The 14,990-nt window shown below is 59.4% G+C and carries 8 protein-coding genes; 1 reads left to right on the forward strand and 7 read right to left on the reverse strand.

Features of this window, described 5'->3' with window-relative positions:
- Positions 1-1,955 precede the first annotated feature (1,955 nt).
- The 5 genes from FE702_RS02920 to FE702_RS02940 all read right to left on the reverse strand — a co-directional run bounded on the left by FE702_RS02920 (position 1,956) and on the right by FE702_RS02940 (position 11,307).
- A complete protein-coding gene (locus FE702_RS02920) occupies positions 1,956-3,749 on the reverse strand; it encodes an autotransporter assembly complex protein TamA (RefSeq protein ID WP_147124709.1) in 1,794 nt (597 codons plus the stop codon).
- 138 nt (positions 3,750-3,887) lie between these two features.
- Entirely contained in the window at positions 3,888-4,988 is a 1,101-nt protein-coding gene (locus tag FE702_RS02925) for a THUMP domain-containing class I SAM-dependent RNA methyltransferase (protein WP_147124710.1), read from the reverse strand.
- A gap of 23 nt (positions 4,989-5,011) precedes the next feature.
- A complete protein-coding gene (locus FE702_RS02930; RefSeq protein ID WP_147124844.1) occupies positions 5,012-8,218 on the reverse strand; it encodes a 2Fe-2S iron-sulfur cluster-binding protein in 3,207 nt (1,068 codons plus the stop codon).
- A gap of 331 nt (positions 8,219-8,549) precedes the next feature.
- The gene (locus FE702_RS02935) at positions 8,550-10,961 is read right to left on the reverse strand and encodes a GcvT family protein (protein ID WP_147124711.1); all 2,412 of its coding nucleotides are present in this window, start codon (positions 10,959-10,961) and stop codon (positions 8,550-8,552) included.
- Between the two features lie 103 nt (positions 10,962-11,064).
- Positions 11,065-11,307: a hypothetical protein gene (locus tag FE702_RS02940; protein WP_147124712.1), complete on the reverse strand. Its 243-nt coding sequence runs from the start codon at positions 11,305-11,307 to the stop codon at positions 11,065-11,067.
- A gap of 114 nt (positions 11,308-11,421) precedes the next feature.
- Between FE702_RS02940 and FE702_RS02945 the strand changes: the two genes are divergently transcribed.
- Complete coding sequence (locus FE702_RS02945; RefSeq protein ID WP_147124713.1) at positions 11,422-13,098, forward strand: ABC transporter permease; 1,677 nt, start codon at positions 11,422-11,424, stop codon at positions 13,096-13,098.
- A gap of 127 nt (positions 13,099-13,225) precedes the next feature.
- Here FE702_RS02945 and FE702_RS02950 read toward each other — a convergent pair whose 3' ends face one another.
- Both FE702_RS02950 and FE702_RS02955 read right to left on the reverse strand, forming a co-directional pair.
- Entirely contained in the window at positions 13,226-13,918 is a 693-nt protein-coding gene (locus FE702_RS02950; RefSeq protein WP_186826972.1) for a fumarylacetoacetate hydrolase family protein, read from the reverse strand.
- Between the two features lie 5 nt (positions 13,919-13,923).
- Entirely contained in the window at positions 13,924-14,967 is a 1,044-nt protein-coding gene (locus FE702_RS02955) for a succinylglutamate desuccinylase/aspartoacylase family protein (RefSeq protein WP_147124715.1), read from the reverse strand.
- Between the last annotated feature and the right edge of the window lie 23 nt (positions 14,968-14,990).

The raw sequence follows: 14,990 nt of genomic DNA on the forward strand, positions 1-14,990 counted from the left end.
GTCGCCCAATGTGCCGTCGCGGAGCGTGGTGCGCCCTTGCAAAGTGGCCAGCGTGTCCCCGGGGGCCGTGGCTGATAGGTCAAAGCCGATGTTTTCATCTTGTTGGCGCAACGTCCCTGACAAGGACGCGGCTCCGGTCAACCCGTCCAAAATCCGTTCGACTTGGCCGAGCCGAGCATTCAGCGCGAGGGTGCTGGCATTTGTACCAACCTGACCCGATAGACCAAGGAAGGCATCGTCGCCCTCAACTGTCAGCGTGTCGATCCGAATGCCCGATTGATCGCGGCGCGCTTTGACAGACAAATTGGCGGTGCCGCTTACAATAGGGTCAACCTGCGCGATGCCTGTGCGCAGGTTCGTGGTCGTGCCGTTAATCACCACGTCAAAAGCCCCGCTGACCGGGCTGACATTGCCAGAAATCGCAAGATCCGCCTCACCACCAAGCTCTTGCCCGGCAAGATCGGAGAAACGTGAAAGGTCGTCCGCCTCGACGCGCAGGTCGCTTTCGATAGCCAGATCAACCGCTCCATCCACGCCAGAAATGTCAACGCTTCCGGTCGCACGATAGTCGGTTCCGCTCAGCACGATATTTCGAAGGACAAGCGGTGTGTCGGGTTGCCATGCGAACTCAAGCGCTGCGTCAAGAGCATCGCCAATGGCGGTATTGAGGGCGTCATCGTCCGTGGCCAAGGCAGCGACATTGGACGCGAGCGACCCACTCACCCTATTGCCAACCGGATCGATTACGCCACCACCGCGCAAATCCAGTGCGCCGATGGCAAGACCGGGCTGTGAGAACTGATCCACAGAAGCCGAAAGCTGCCACGTGTCACCAGCCTCTTGCGAATAACCCAGCACGAATTCCACACCGGCAACGCGCATGTCAGGATTCCCCAAAGGCAGAACGACTGTGTCGCCGGTTGGGGGCGTGATCTGGCCTGTCAGATCAATCACTTGCGGCCATCCATCGCTGGCGAGCGCGAGAGATCCTGTCAAATCCAACGCGTCGGATTGAAGGGCCAGAGCGTCGATGCGCAATGCCCCGTCAGCGCTGCGTTCGCCGGTCGTGCTCAGGGTCGCGCTTGCGCCCAGAAACGGGTGATAGCTGCTGTCTGCGACCAACGGTCTGAGGTCGCCAATGAGGTTCGCGGAAAACCGTGTCAGGTCGGATGTGGCTTCGTCAGAGGCAGTAATGCCTTGCAATGTGACTGATCCTGCGACGCGTTCTGTGCCGTCTGTCGACAACTCAATCTCGGCCTCGAAGTCATCCAGCGGCGCATCGCCCGCAACTCGCAGTTCCACTTCGGGTGTGCCGGGCAATCCGATCAGCGTTGCGGCCAACCCGTTTGGAGCCTCGTCTAGCAGGACGTCGAAGGTCAGGTTGCGAGAGCCGTTTTCAAAAGCAGCAAGAACTTCGAAGCGACCCTGAGGACCGTTGAGCCGCTCCGCATCCATAGTCAAACGCGCGGCACCGTTCGCCAATTCCGCCGCGCCTGCAAAACGTAATTCCACCGTCGAGCCAAGAAATGAGGGGCCAAGCTCAAGACGGTCTATGGACAACTCATCAATGTTGATTGCCACAGGTAATTCAGGCACCGCGATCGGCGTCGCCTCTGGGCTTGGCATGTCTGTTGCATCGGATTGGGGCGCACGGGCGATGATGATGGTTTCGGCAGTCAGTTCGCGGATTTGGATATTGCCGCGCAACACCGCAGACCGGTTCCAATCTAGTGTCGCGCCTTCAATGGTCAGCCAGACCCCAGCGTCATCAGCGACGGTCAACCGGTCCAGTTCGGCGCGACTGCTGAGCGCACCGCGAAATCCCTCGATCCTGACCTCGCGCCCGGCATCTGAGAGGTTGTCCTCGATAAATGCCTGGAGAATGCCACGGTCATCTGATTGCGCCGCGCTTGGCCCCGCGAGGACGACAAACAGGCATATGAGGAGACAGCGGATCAAAACGCTTGTCCAATGCCGATATACAGCTGAACGCCATCACCGGTATCGCCACCCGTCGGCGCCCCGATATCAACACGTAACGGGCCGATGGGTGTAAGATAGCGAACGCCCAAACCCGCGCCAGAGTGGCTATCACCGTCGGTATCCCAAAGATCGCCGTCAGTGATGTAGCCAATGTCATAGAAGGCCACCGCGCTCAGGCGGTCCCGCAACGCTACGCGCACCTCTGTGGATGCACCGGCAAAGCTACGCCCGCCAATCTCGCCGCCGCCGTCCAGTGCGACGTTCAGTGATTGGAACGGTTGCCCGCGTACCGTGTTGCTGCCGCCCGAGTAGAATAGAAAATCCGGGTGGATGTCCTCAATCGCCGCCCCAAATACGGTGCCGAACTGAAGCCGTCCGGCCAACACAATGCGTGCATCGGTGTCCAACGCGAAGTATCCGCGCGCATCAGCGTAGGCGCGCATACCGCTGGCCGTATCATCGAGACCAAGAAAGGGCGTCCCTTCAGCATTCAGGTAATAGCCAGAAGTGGGTGTCAGTGGATCGTCGCGACCGTCGTAGGTCAACGAACCAGGGAAGGATAAAAACAGGAATTCGCGGTCACCAAGATCGTCTTCGGTTCTGGAATAGTTCAGCGCGACGCCGACCTCGGCTTCGAATTGCGGAGAGTAGATACGGCTTGCGCCCGCGCCAAATGTCACCCTGTCGGAGCGAAAGTCAGGCTCATCCAGACGTTCAGCTTCGGCAAACAGGAACCCATTGGTGTCCGGGCCAAATACCGCAGGTCTGTCGATCCGGGCCGCAGCCAGCGCGTCGATACCCGAGGTGCTTCCGATGCCCGAGACGCGGCCATCGAGGCGAAGGCGTTCCGCGCCGCCAAGGTAGTTTCGGTGGAGCCAAAACGAGGATAGCGCAAGGCCCTCATCCGTTGACACCTCGGCGCCGAAGCCAAAGCGGCGGGGCTTGGCGTCGGTGACGCTGACGCCAATGTCCAAGCTGTTTCCGGGTCCAAGCGTATCGGCCTCGCTCAAAACGACCGATGAAAACGTGCCTGTGCGCTCCAGCCGCGTTGCAGCTGTTTCAAGGGTTTGCGGAGAAAACACTTCTCCTGTTGGCAGTCCCGCGATGCGTCGAATTTGTTTGGCACGCACTGCGCTGTCAGAGTTCAGGACAAGATCACCGAACACAACGCGTGGACCGGGGGCAAGTCGCGTTTCGACCGAAAGACGGCGTGCAGCGTGATTAGCGGTTGCGCGCTGGTCCGCTACACCGACCTTGGCATGGCCTGCGTCGCGCCATGCCTCGACTGCACTGTCCACGGAAGTTTGAATATCGTCTGAACGGGCGCGGTCGCCGCGTTGGGGCAGGTCCAGGTCGGCATCTGCGGGCAGGGGGGCAATGTCTACCTGACCGAAGCGAAAGGGTCTGCCGGGATCAATCACGAAACTCACGCGCCGAACATTGGACGGTAGGTTCACCAATGGGATGTCCGCAGCCTCGCGACCATTCACGCGGACGTTGACGACGCCGCTGTAATACCCGTTGCTATAGAGCGCGAGCGTCAGGTTGCGGTAATCCGAAAGGGCCGCTGACACGATCGTCTGGGGGTCTGTTTCATTGATGTCTTCCAGCTTGCGCACCGCTGAGGCCGCGTCCAGAGCATCACGAAGATCATCGTCACCGCCAAGGACGCGCAGCGAAGTCTCCAAGGCCAATGCTGGTCCGGCGCCCAACATTGAAAGGCCCAGGGCAATGGATGCTAGGTACTGGACAAGGGACGATCGCATCCTGTCCTCCAATATGGGCCAGCAAGGGCCGATACGCCGAAACTGGCTAAGTTACACGTCACACGCGATTGCGATAGATTGGGCCTGCGTGTCACAATTTGCGCAGTCAGGAAAGGCGCGATCACGCGCTGTTGCGACTCAGAGGGTATCTGTTCGGTAAAGCTGAACCTTGAGGCCACCATGGGCAATCGGGGCCTCCTTAGGCAAAAACGGCAATTGGCAGGCAGATGCGAGCGACGCATCGCTTGTGATCATGCCAACGCGCCACCCCGCAAAGCGTTCCCTCAGCACTTTGCCCATTGTTCCGTAAAGGGCAAAAAGCAGCTTCTTGTTGCCAATCCGAGCCCCATAGGGCGGGTTCATCATGACAAGGCCAGGCGTGTCGGTCGGCGGCGTCAGATCGGCAATCGCGCCTTGGGCGATTGTCACATGATCTGCCACACCCGCCCGTGCCGCGTTATCAGTGGCCATACGAGCTGCGCCGGCATCGCGATCAAAACCGTAGAATTGCAAATCGGTGTGGCTGGGTTCGGATGGCGCCATGTTTGCCCATGCAGCCTGATCAAAATTGGCAAGTGATTGAAAGGCGAACGCGCGTGATCGACCGGGGGCCAAATTCAAGGCGATCTCAACAGCCTCAATTGGCAAGGTACCAGAGCCACACATGGGATCGACGACCGGTTCTGTGCCGCGATATCCGCACGCCCGCAACAGCATTGCGGCCATCGTTTCACGAAGAGGGGCTTTGCCCATGGCCAGCTTATGCCCCCGTTTGTGCAGTGGATCGCCCGATGTATCTATCGAGAAGGTACACAAGTCATCTTCGATCCGCGCCTTGAGGGTCAAAGGTGCATCGTCGGTGACGGTGATACCCGCATGGGTCAACCCACCCACGATGCGTTGGCTGGCGGCTCCTGCATGATAGATGCGCGATTTTCGGCAAGTGACCTCAACCTTGATCGGAATGTCACCTCTCAGAGTGTCAGACCAAGGAAAGCGTTTCGAGCGTTTATCAAGCTGAGCCAGATGCATCGCGCGAAATGCGCCAAGTCGAACGAGCACACGGGTCGGCCCACGCAGCCAAAGGTTTGCGCGCCAGACATCCTCCCATGATCCTTGGAATGTCACGCCGCCGGTCCCGGCCGCCTGTGCGTCAAAGCCGTGAGCGCGGGCTTCGTCCAATACCCAGTGTTCCAAGCCTGGTGTCGCGACGAGGTAGATGTCCAAAGGGTCAGCCATTTGATGCGCTTACGGCACCAACGTCAGTCCGGCAACGCTATTTCGATGGTCCCGCCCGGCTTGGCGGCGCGGGATTGGCACAAGATGATCGAATGCTCGCGCTGTGCCTGTGAAAGCACGTAGTCGCGGTGTTCGACATCGCCTGACTTCAATTCGCAGCGGCACACACCGCATATGCCGTCGCTACACTTCACATCCACATGAATGCCGTTCTCAGCAAGGGTGTCCGTCGCAGTTTTATCAACGGGAACAGTGAATTGGCGGCCATCGTCGATCTTAAGTGTGAACTCGAGATTGACCCAATCCGGCGCTTCGGGAACTGCGAAATACTCACTGCGGCAGGCATCCTCGGGATAGCCAGCGCTGTGTGCTGCGTCTGAGACTGCGTTCATGAATGCGTCCGGTCCGCAGGTGTAGAGATGCCGCCCGTCGGCGTATGGCTTTAAGACTGCGCTTAGATCAGCGCGAGAGCCCTCGTCAGAGACGTGAAGTGTGACTTTATCCGCCCAAGCGACTTCGGCCAAGTCTGTGAGGTATCCGGCGGATACCCTTGATTTCATGCAATAATGCAGTTCAAATGAGCTGCCCAAGGCGTGCAGCCTGTGTGCCATTGCGATCAGCGGCGTGATACCGATACCGCCGCCAATCAACACGCTGTGCGACGCGTCCTCGACCAACGGAAAGTGATTGATCGGGCGCGAGACAAAGACGCGGCGGCCTTCGGAGAATATCCGATGCAGAAGCTTTGACCCGCCGCGACCTCCGTCTTCTCGCAGGACACCGATCTGGTAGCAGGATCGGTCTGCAGGGTCGCCAGACATGGAGTACTGGCGCAGGTATTCCGGGGCGACCACGATATCGAGATGCGCACCCGCCGTCCAAGCAGGCAGGTCCGAGCCATCCGGCGCGCGGAATTCGAACTTGGTCACTGTGTCCGACATGACCTCTGCCTTGGCGACGTAGAGTTCAAGAACGGGGCTGTCGGTGTCGTTGGTGTATGTGTGCGCGGGCTGTTCACCAGCGGCCTTGCGCGACTGATAATCGTCGGCAGTGATCAGGTCTTGATAAGCCTTGATCCCGGCCTCGCGATCCATCGGGAATGGGTAGGGATAGGGATGTGGTGCCAGTGGCGCAGGATAAACCGCCAAGGTCTGATCTTCGTATTTGAGATCAAGATCAGTTTGTAGCCCGCGCGCGTTGACGGGATGCCGGGTTGGGCGGTAGCCGCCGTCTTCCGACAATTCCAGGTCCCACCACCATTTCTTGACGGGGTTCAGGCCACCATTACCGGCCAGATCATCCAGTTTTGCCAAGGCTGGCGCGGCTTTGGGCAGGTTCATTGCGGCCCATCGGAACGGGCGCTCTGCAAATAGCCCTTCGAGATTCCAGGGGCACGTCTTCATGCAGCGTCCACACATCGCGCCGCCCAGCGTTCCGATGCGATAGGTCGTGCATTTTTGGCTATCTGATTTCCAGATTTCATAGCCATTGAACATCAGCTTGGGTCCGGCCGTGATGGCGCCCGAGGGGCATTCACGCGCACATTTGTTGCAGCTTTCGCAAAAATTCTGCAGGCCGAAGTCGATCGGTTTGTCGTGCGCAAGTGGCAGGTCAGTCGTGACCACCCCGGATTTCAGCCGAGGACCCAGGAAAGGGTTCAGGATAACCTCACCGATGCGCGAGACCTCACCCAAACCGGACAGCAGCAGAAGCGGCGGCTGTAGGACGTCACCATCGATCACGGTATGGGCCTTGGCGGAATATCCCAAGCGTCTGATTTGATTGGCAATCACGCCGCCAAGCAACGAAAATCGAAGGTAGGCGCGCATGGATTGGGCGACAGATATCCAGTCATCACCCGAGGCGCCTTCCATGGTCTCATAGCCTTGGTCGATGATCATGCTGATAGCGTTGTCGTGGGGTGGGTTGATCGCTGTGCCGGTGGCGTCATGGGAATACCACGCCCAATCGGGGCAGCGGGACAGGCCCACGGCGTCGACGCCGAGATAATACGACGTCGCCTTGATCAGATCGGCAGCGTCCTGTGGATCAAGCTTGTGTTGCGCAGGCGCAGGCTCGCCGTCCTGCAACAAGGTGAACGCGCCCAGCATCCGACGCTGTGCCATTGAGGGAGCGGCCTTGCGCGCATAGTAGCCTCCGGTTGCATTCTTCTGATTGGCTTTTCCCATGTCGCCAAACTGAGCACGGGCGAACATGTCCGTGCGCTTGGGCACGCGCGGAATGGCCTCTTCATCCATGTAGGTCGTGGGGGCATCGACCCGTTTCAGTGTCTCAAAAGGATGCGCGCCATCGCGAAAGCTGCGCGTCGTATAGGGATCAAGTGTCCGCGCCGATTTGGCCGAGGCCGCGCCAAGCCACCATGCCGGGCCGTGCGTCTTCCAACGTGGTTGATCGGCCAAAGGGGCAAGAGGGCGGTCATGGGTCAAATCTAGGGACGTCGTCACGACGGCAACCCCAAAGCGCGTCCCAAGGTAAGGGTTGGTGAGTTGCCCATGCTCAATGGTCGCGAGCCCGGCTGACAAGGTGCATTGGTTCAAATCGACATCGGTCGAGGTGGCTGTGTGTGCCTTGGCATCAAAGCCGAGCAATCGGATGTAATTCGCAATGACGACTGCCGTCTCTGTCGCGCGCAGGCAGGCCCGATGCGCTTGCGCGCCCTTGATCCACTCAGTCCCGCACTCATTCGGGTGCGGATCGCGAGGCATGTCATAAAGAAAGACGATGGTCGTGTGATGGTCCACGATCGTCGTGGGTGGCGCGGACATGGCATCTTTCAGGTCTGCCATGATCAGGTCGATCCCCGAGGCCAATGTCTTGGTTTGTCTGGTTTTCAGATCTTCACGCAGCCGGTCGATGGCAGGATTGCGTACTGGTGTCTGCAGGAGTGCGGTCTTTGGCAGCGGCCCGATGCCGACCTGAGCCGCGTCAGAGAAATAGCCAAAAGCCTTCAGGTGATTTGCACGCTCTTGCGGATCCTCGGGGATTTCGGACTGAACCTTGTTCACAAGCCCATCGCGAATGGTGTCCATCATCGCTTGGTATTCCGCCATCGCGTGAATGACGGAATTCTGCTCAGTCGAGGTGAACTCAAGCGGATGAAAGGGCGGGGAGGTGTCCGGCTGCGCGGTCTCAATTCGGGCCAACCGTTCCAACGGAAACGGTCCCATATGAACAGGTCTATGACGATCCGAAAAGAAGCGCGCGGCCATGAATTTGGGTCCTTCGATGCGCAGCGCGGCGGGTGCGCTCGCGGTGCTCCGATAAGGTAAGACGATTGTCATGCCGGACGAAAGCGAGAAAGCCAGAGACTGTCACAGGTAGGTCGGGCAAGAGCGCCGAATGTTGAAAAAGTGCAATCCTCTGCACAACCTTGCGTTCATTTGGCAAGTCCGAAGCCGGAAAAATGCAAGGACAATTGCACCGTCCCCGGCCGATTCATGATCCGGGCGAATAAATCCATGAACTGCGGGCTGCGCGTGGGATGCTTCAGCGCGCCCAGAGGTGTCGATGAGCCCCTAAGGGAATACCGCAAGTTCAGGGCTACGTGCGAAGGCGTTCGCCTTTCGGATCAAACGGCGGCTCAGCCAGCACAATACCGCGATGCGGTTTGCCCAGGATCATAACCTCCACCTCCGTACCGGCAGGGGCGCTTTTCAAATATCCCAACGCGAGCGATTTCCCGACTGTATATCCATAGGTGCCAGAGGTAACGCGTCCTGCCGCGGTGCCGTCCAAGAGGAAGATAGGCTCACCCCCTGTCGCATCTGCGTCATCGACATCGGTCACCTCGATCACGGAAAGAACCTCCCTAGGGGCGTTGTCCTTCAGCGCCAGGTACTTGTCCTTATTCAAAAAGTCTTTTTCCAGTTTGATAAGAGGGGCAAGCCCGGTCTCTTGCGGCCAGTATTCAGGGCTGTATTCGCGTGACCACGATCCATATCCTTTTTCGACGCGCAGGCTCATCAACGCGCGCGCGCCCACAGGACCCGCGCCAAACGCCTTACCGGCCTCAAGGAGCGCCGCGTAGAGCGCGCTCTGGTCTTCTGTCTCGCAGTGCAGTTCCCACCCAAGATCCCCGGTGAACGACACCCGCAAGGCAATCAGGTCAATGCCCGCCAACGTAATCTGTTGCGAGCGCATGAAAGGGAAATCGTCGGTGCCCAGAGATGTGTTTGTCAGCCTTTGCAGCAATTCGCGCGATTTCGGACCAGCCACGTTGAAGCCGCACATCGCCTCGGTCTGACTGGTGAAAGTGACTGTGTCAGGGCGCGGAAGCGCCTTGAAATATCTTTGATGGTACCGTTCTGCCATGCCCGATCCGATGATCAGGAACTCCTCATCCCCCAGCTTGGTGACTGTGAAGTCGCCCGCAATGCCGCCTCGGACGCTAATGAGAGGCGTCAGGCACGATCGACCCACGGCCTTGGGCATGTTGTTGGCAAAGATCGCGTTGAGCCAGTCAGAGGCGCCGTTGCCCGTGACGCGGTATTTGGCAAAGTTGGAAATGTCGATGATCCCCGCGGCATCGCGGAGCATCCGGCATTCGCGACCAACCGGTTCGAACCAGTTCTGCCGGGTAAAGCCATTGGTGTCCTGCGCACCGGGGGTGTCGGCAAACCACTGGGGATGTTCCCATCCGTAGTTCAGGCCAAAGACCGCACCCAAATCTTTTTGCATCTCGTAGGCAGGTCGTGTGCGAGCAGGGCGGCCAGCGCTGCGTTCCTCATTCGGGAAATGGATCGAAAACCGGTGCGCATACTGATCGCCGACGCGCGCCTTGGTGAATGCCGCATCTGCCCAATCACCAAAACGCGCAACGTCCCAGGCAAACATGTCCCACTCGGTCTCACCTTCGGTGATCCACTGTGCAGCCATCAGGCCCATGCCACCCGATTGAGAAAACCCCGGGATGATGCCGTTGGCACAGAAATAGTTGGAAAGCTCAGGCACCGGTCCGAAAAGGACGTTGGAATCCGGTGACCAGATCATAGGCCCGTTGATGACGCGTTTGATGCCAGCTTCGCCCACGGCAGGAACCCGTTCTATGGCGCGCATCATGTTGTCTTCGATCCGCTCAAGATCATCGGCAAACAGCTCGTGGCCAAACCCTTGTGGTGTGCCATCTTCGGCCCAAAAACGCACATCGCGTTCATAGGCCCCAACCAAAAGCCCATTGCCTTCTTGTCTGAGGTAATACTCACCATCACGATCAGCGACCGACGGCAGGCGGCGGTCCATACCCTCGATTGCTGGGATGGCTTCGGTCACGAAATACTGGTGCTCGGTTGGCTGCAACGGCAGCTTTAAACCGGCAAGGGCCGCGACTTCGCGCCCCCAAAGACCGGCCGCGTTCACCACCCATTCCGTGTGGATATCGCCCTTGGGCGTGCGCACAATCCAGGTACCGTCGGGTTGCTGCTCGGTGGCGGTGACCGGCGTAAATCGCTGGATTTCAGCGCCCATCTGCCGCGCGCCGGTGGCATAGGCATTTGTCACGCCAGACGGATCAACATTTCCGCCTGAACTTTCAAACATGATGCAGCGGATGCCATCATAGTTCACCAAAGGATGCAGGCGCTCTGCCTCGTCCCGCGAGACCTCGTGGAAATTCAGACCGTAATACTTGGCCTTCGCGGCCTGCAGGCGCAACTGGTGCTCGCGGTTTTCGGTCTGCGCCAGATAAAGCGAGCCTGGTTGGAACACCCCGCAGCTTTGGCCGGTTTCCGCCTCAAGCGCGTTGTAGAGGTCCATGGTATAGTTCTGGATGCGGGTGATGTTCGTATTGTCATGCAGCCCATGGATGTTGGCCGCAGCGTGCCAAGTTGATCCGCTGGTCAGCTCGTCCCGTTCCAATAGAACCACATCTGTCCAGCCCGCCTTGGCCAGGTGATACAGAATTGAGCACCCGATAACGCCGCCGCCAATCACGACTGCCTGTGCGTGGGTCCGCATGAGAATTGTCCCGTTTTGCCCTCTTTCCCGCAGCATGGATCAGCCAAGTTTCGCTCTGCCGCCCGTTTGCGGCACCAGCCGACCGAATTTGTCGCAGATAGTGTCAAAGGTGCTGGGACATGTCCTGGTCCCGGTTGAGGCGCACCAGACGTGCATTCAACTCGCGCGCCCGGGACGAACCGCTGCCCAGCGCAAAAACATAGGCTTGCGTCAGGTAAAAAGCCGCGCGGTCCGGATCATCCGCAACGGCATGCGCCGCCTGTTCATACAACAATGACAGGCGTGCATCGTCTCCAGCGTCATGGGCCTGCAACAGCTTGGACTCAATTTCGGACAGCGTAACCATGCACAATCCATGGGGAACGCCACGCGGATGTGCCCGCCCATATGCGACATCGCATGCCGCGCGGTGGCTGGCACTTGGCTTGCGGGGCACCATCACCTGCGATAGCCACGACCCATGACCGCAACAGACCCGCAGATCAGCCAAACAGAGCGGACCCGCACCGGGCAGGGGCGGTCATGGTCCGAGCGCGGATTGGGCGTCATCGCCATCGTCATCGCTGCGCTTTGCGTTTTGCCACATATCGCTGTCCTGCTTGCCGCGATCCTGGGCTCGACCGAGACATTGGCCTCGCTGATCGACACGGTTTTGCCGGGCTATATCGGGCGCACGATCGGTTTGGTCGCGCTTGTTGGCCTCGGCACCTTTGCCATTGGGACAGGCGCGGCGTGGCTTGTCACCATGACTGATTTTCCTGGACGGAGACTTCTTGAGATCGCACTTGTGCTCCCCTTGGCCTTTCCAGCCTATGTTTTGGCCTATTCCTATACGCACATCCTCGATCACCCGGGTATCGTACAGACCACTCTGCGCGACCTGACGGGTTGGGGGCCACGCGACTATTGGTTCCCGGAAATTCGGAGCATGGGTGGGGCGGCGGCGATGCTCACGCTTGTGTTGTATCCTTATGTCTATTTGCTGGCGCGGGCTGCGTTCGTTGCTCAAAGCGCGTCGACCTTTCTGGCCGCACGGGCTTTGGGGGCGGGCCCGATCAAGGCCATGCTGACCGTTTCGTTGCCAATGGCGCGCCCGGCTATCGCAGCCGGTGTGTTGCTTGCCGCGATGGAGACGATCGCCGATTTCGGCACCGTATCCTACTTTGGCGTTCAGACCTTTGCGACGGGCATTTACACAAGCTGGTTCTCAATTGGTGATCGGGGGGCTGCAGCACAGTTGGCGTTGGGCCTTCTGGCCTTTGCGTTGATCCTTGCCGTTCTCGAACGCTCCTCGCGGGGCGACGCGCAATACCATAGCGGCAAACGTCAGGAAGGCATGGCGCGCATCAATCTGGGCACAAAGGGGCGCTGGTTGGCGGCTCTGCTTTGTGCGTTGCCGGTGCTCTTTGGCGTCATCATTCCGGTGATCGCGCTTTGGGCCATGGCGCTCGGTTCGGAACAGGATCTGATGTCGCGCCGCTATGTCAGGTTTATTCAGAACTCTTTGACTTTGTCCGGAGTGGCCGCCGTCGTGACCGTGCTTGTGGCAATTGTCCTCGGAACATTCCGCCGGACACGCAGCGGACCAGTGTCCAACGCCGCACTCTATGTGGCCCGGTTAGGCTATGCCGTGCCGGGCGGTGTGATTGCCGTTGGTCTGCTGGTGCCGTTCGCGGCTTTTGACAATGCGCTCGACGCCTGGATGGAGGCCACCTTTGGTATTTCGACCGGGTTGCTTTTCACTGGGTCCATCTGGGTTTTGGTCCTCGCCTACATGATCCGCTTTCTTGCGGCAGCGATCGGGGCATATGAGGGTGGCATTGCCGCCGTAAGCTCAAACATCGACGCAGCCAGCCGGGTCCTGGGGCAGGGCGTTATTGGTACGCTGCGCCGTGTGCACGTCCCGATCCTCACACCCAGCCTCCTGACAGCGGCACTGATTGTCTTTGTCGATGTGATGAAGGAGTTGCCGGCAACGCTTATCATGCGTCCCTTCAATTTCGACACCTTGGCGGTGCAAGCCTATCGGTTGGCATCCGATGAACGTCTCGAAGGGGCGGCGGTCCCAAGCCTCGTGCTTGTCGGTATCGGGCTTTTGCCCGTGATCCTGCTGTGTCGTCGGGTCTCGAAGGGCTAGCTCCAGCCGCGATCCAGCTCCTTCTATGTTTTTCAAATACTCCCGCCGGAGGCCCGCCGCCGCAGGCGGCGCCCCCAGTGGTCACAGGCAGCATAGCTGCCGAAGAGGGAGGTGGGCGGGACCGATGTCAGGTTTCCGGCCCCGTGTAGCGAACCGAGACCGGCGCGCAGCCGTCGAGTGTTCCAATCAAATGATCGCCGGGTTCAACTGGCCCGACGCCAGCAGGTGTCCCGGTCATGATCAGGTCACCGGCCTGCAGGTGATACAGTGTCGACAGATGTGCGATCAGTTCGGGCAAAGACCACACCATGTCACTAAGGGGGGCGTCCTGAACACTCGCCCCATTCTGCGTCAGGCGCAGGCGTTGCGCGCCCAAAGCGCCAAAATCCGCCGCGGGCGCAAGCGGTCCCAGGACCGCTGAGTGCTCAACATCCTTGGCTGTGTCCCAGGGCAACCCCTTCTTCTTGGCCGCGGCCTGCAGGTCGCGCCGCGTCATATCAAGTCCGACTCCATAACCCCAAACCAAGTCCATGGCATCGGCTTCTGCCACCTGAAACCCGGACGATCCGATGGCTGCGACGCATTCCACCTCGTAGTGATAGCTTTCTGTTCCGGGCGGATAAGGTAAGGTTGAGCCTGCCTGCGCAACCGCATGGGGACCCTTTGTGAAATAGAACGGCGCATCGCGTTCGACCTCGTTGCCCATTTCGGCGGCATGCGCAGCATAGTTGCGACCAACGCAAAAGACGCGGTTGATCGGAAAGCGGCGGGTGTCGCCGGTTATGGGCAGACTGGGCGGGGCAGGCACATCAAAAAGCATCGTGGTCACAGGATTTCATCCTCATCAAACAGGGTTTCGGCTTCGATTTGGCCGGTTAAATGGTTCAGGACATCTTCGGCTGTGTCGGTCGAGGCCACTTCCGCCACGTGAAAGAGAGCGTCGCCTTCGTTCACGATTGGCATCACTGCACGTCCGACAATCACACCCGTCTCAATCGCGATCAGGTCATGCTCTTGATCGCCCAGCGGATCGGCAATGGTGGCCAAGACATCACCTGTTTCGACCCAGTCACCTTCGCTGCGATACATGCGCACAAGGCCGCCTGCAGGCGATCTGAGCCATGAGGAATGCACCGCCATAAGTGGCGCGGCCTTGGGTTTGCTGATGCCGCGGGCATTGATCATACCCTCATGGTTCAACACACGCAGGATCCCGGTCACGCCAGCACGCACGGACATCTCGTCAAACCGCAACCCTTCACCTGCCTCATAGAGCAACACGTCCACGCCGCGTTCTTTGGCTTCGGCGCGCAGCGAGCCTTCCCGCAACGCCGAGCGCAGAATAACCGGCGCGCCCCAAACACGCGACAGATGCAAGGTCCGCGCGTTCCCGGGTGACACCCGCATTTGCGGCAGGTTCGTGCGGTGGATTGCTGCAGAGTGCAGATCAATCCCAAGGTCGCAGCGGCTCACGATTTCATCGAGAAAAATCCGTGCCAGACGGGCAGCCAGCGATCCTTTGGACGATCCGGGAAATGACCTATTCAGGTCTCGCCGGTCAGGCAGGTACCGCGAATGGTTCAGGAAACCAAAAGTATTGACGACCGGCACGATCAAAAGCGTCCCGCGCAGGGTGTTCAGGTTAGGCGCTCGTAAGAGCCTGCGCACGATTTCCACGCCGATCACTTCGTCCCCGTGCACACCTGCGCTGACGAATACAGTCGGACCCGGACGTTTGCCATGGATGACATGGACCGAGAGCGCAGCAGGCGTGTTATCGGAATATACGCTGACAGGGATGCTGATCGTGGCTCGCGTCCCGCGCGGAACTCGCTGGTCCCCAATCTCAAAGTCCTGTGATGTGTTCATGGCCCCTTGAAGCCGCAAACGGC

It is taken from the genome of Shimia ponticola (genome assembly GCF_007995215.1).
Taxonomy (GTDB): Bacteria; Pseudomonadota; Alphaproteobacteria; order Rhodobacterales; family Rhodobacteraceae; genus Shimia_B; species Shimia_B ponticola.

Excerpts from the sequence above, each read along its gene's own strand:
- FE702_RS02920 (WP_147124709.1), bottom strand. The coding sequence starts at position 3,749 with ATGCGATCGTCCCTTGTCCAGTACCTAGCATCCATTGCCCTGGGCCTT.
- FE702_RS02940 (WP_147124712.1), bottom strand. The coding sequence starts at position 11,307 with ATGGTTACGCTGTCCGAAATTGAGTCCAAGCTGTTGCAGGCCCATGAC.
- FE702_RS02945 (WP_147124713.1), top strand. The coding sequence starts at position 11,422 with ATGACCGCAACAGACCCGCAGATCAGCCAAACAGAGCGGACCCGCACC.
- FE702_RS02935 (WP_147124711.1), bottom strand. The coding sequence starts at position 10,961 with ATGCGGACCCACGCACAGGCAGTCGTGATTGGCGGCGGCGTTATCGGG.
- FE702_RS02930 (WP_147124844.1), bottom strand. The coding sequence starts at position 8,218 with ATGGCCGCGCGCTTCTTTTCGGATCGTCATAGACCTGTTCATATGGGA.
- FE702_RS02950 (WP_186826972.1), bottom strand. The coding sequence starts at position 13,918 with ATGCTTTTTGATGTGCCTGCCCCGCCCAGTCTGCCCATAACCGGCGAC.
- FE702_RS02955 (WP_147124715.1), bottom strand. The coding sequence starts at position 14,967 with ATGAACACATCACAGGACTTTGAGATTGGGGACCAGCGAGTTCCGCGC.
- FE702_RS02925 (WP_147124710.1), bottom strand. The coding sequence starts at position 4,988 with ATGGCTGACCCTTTGGACATCTACCTCGTCGCGACACCAGGCTTGGAA.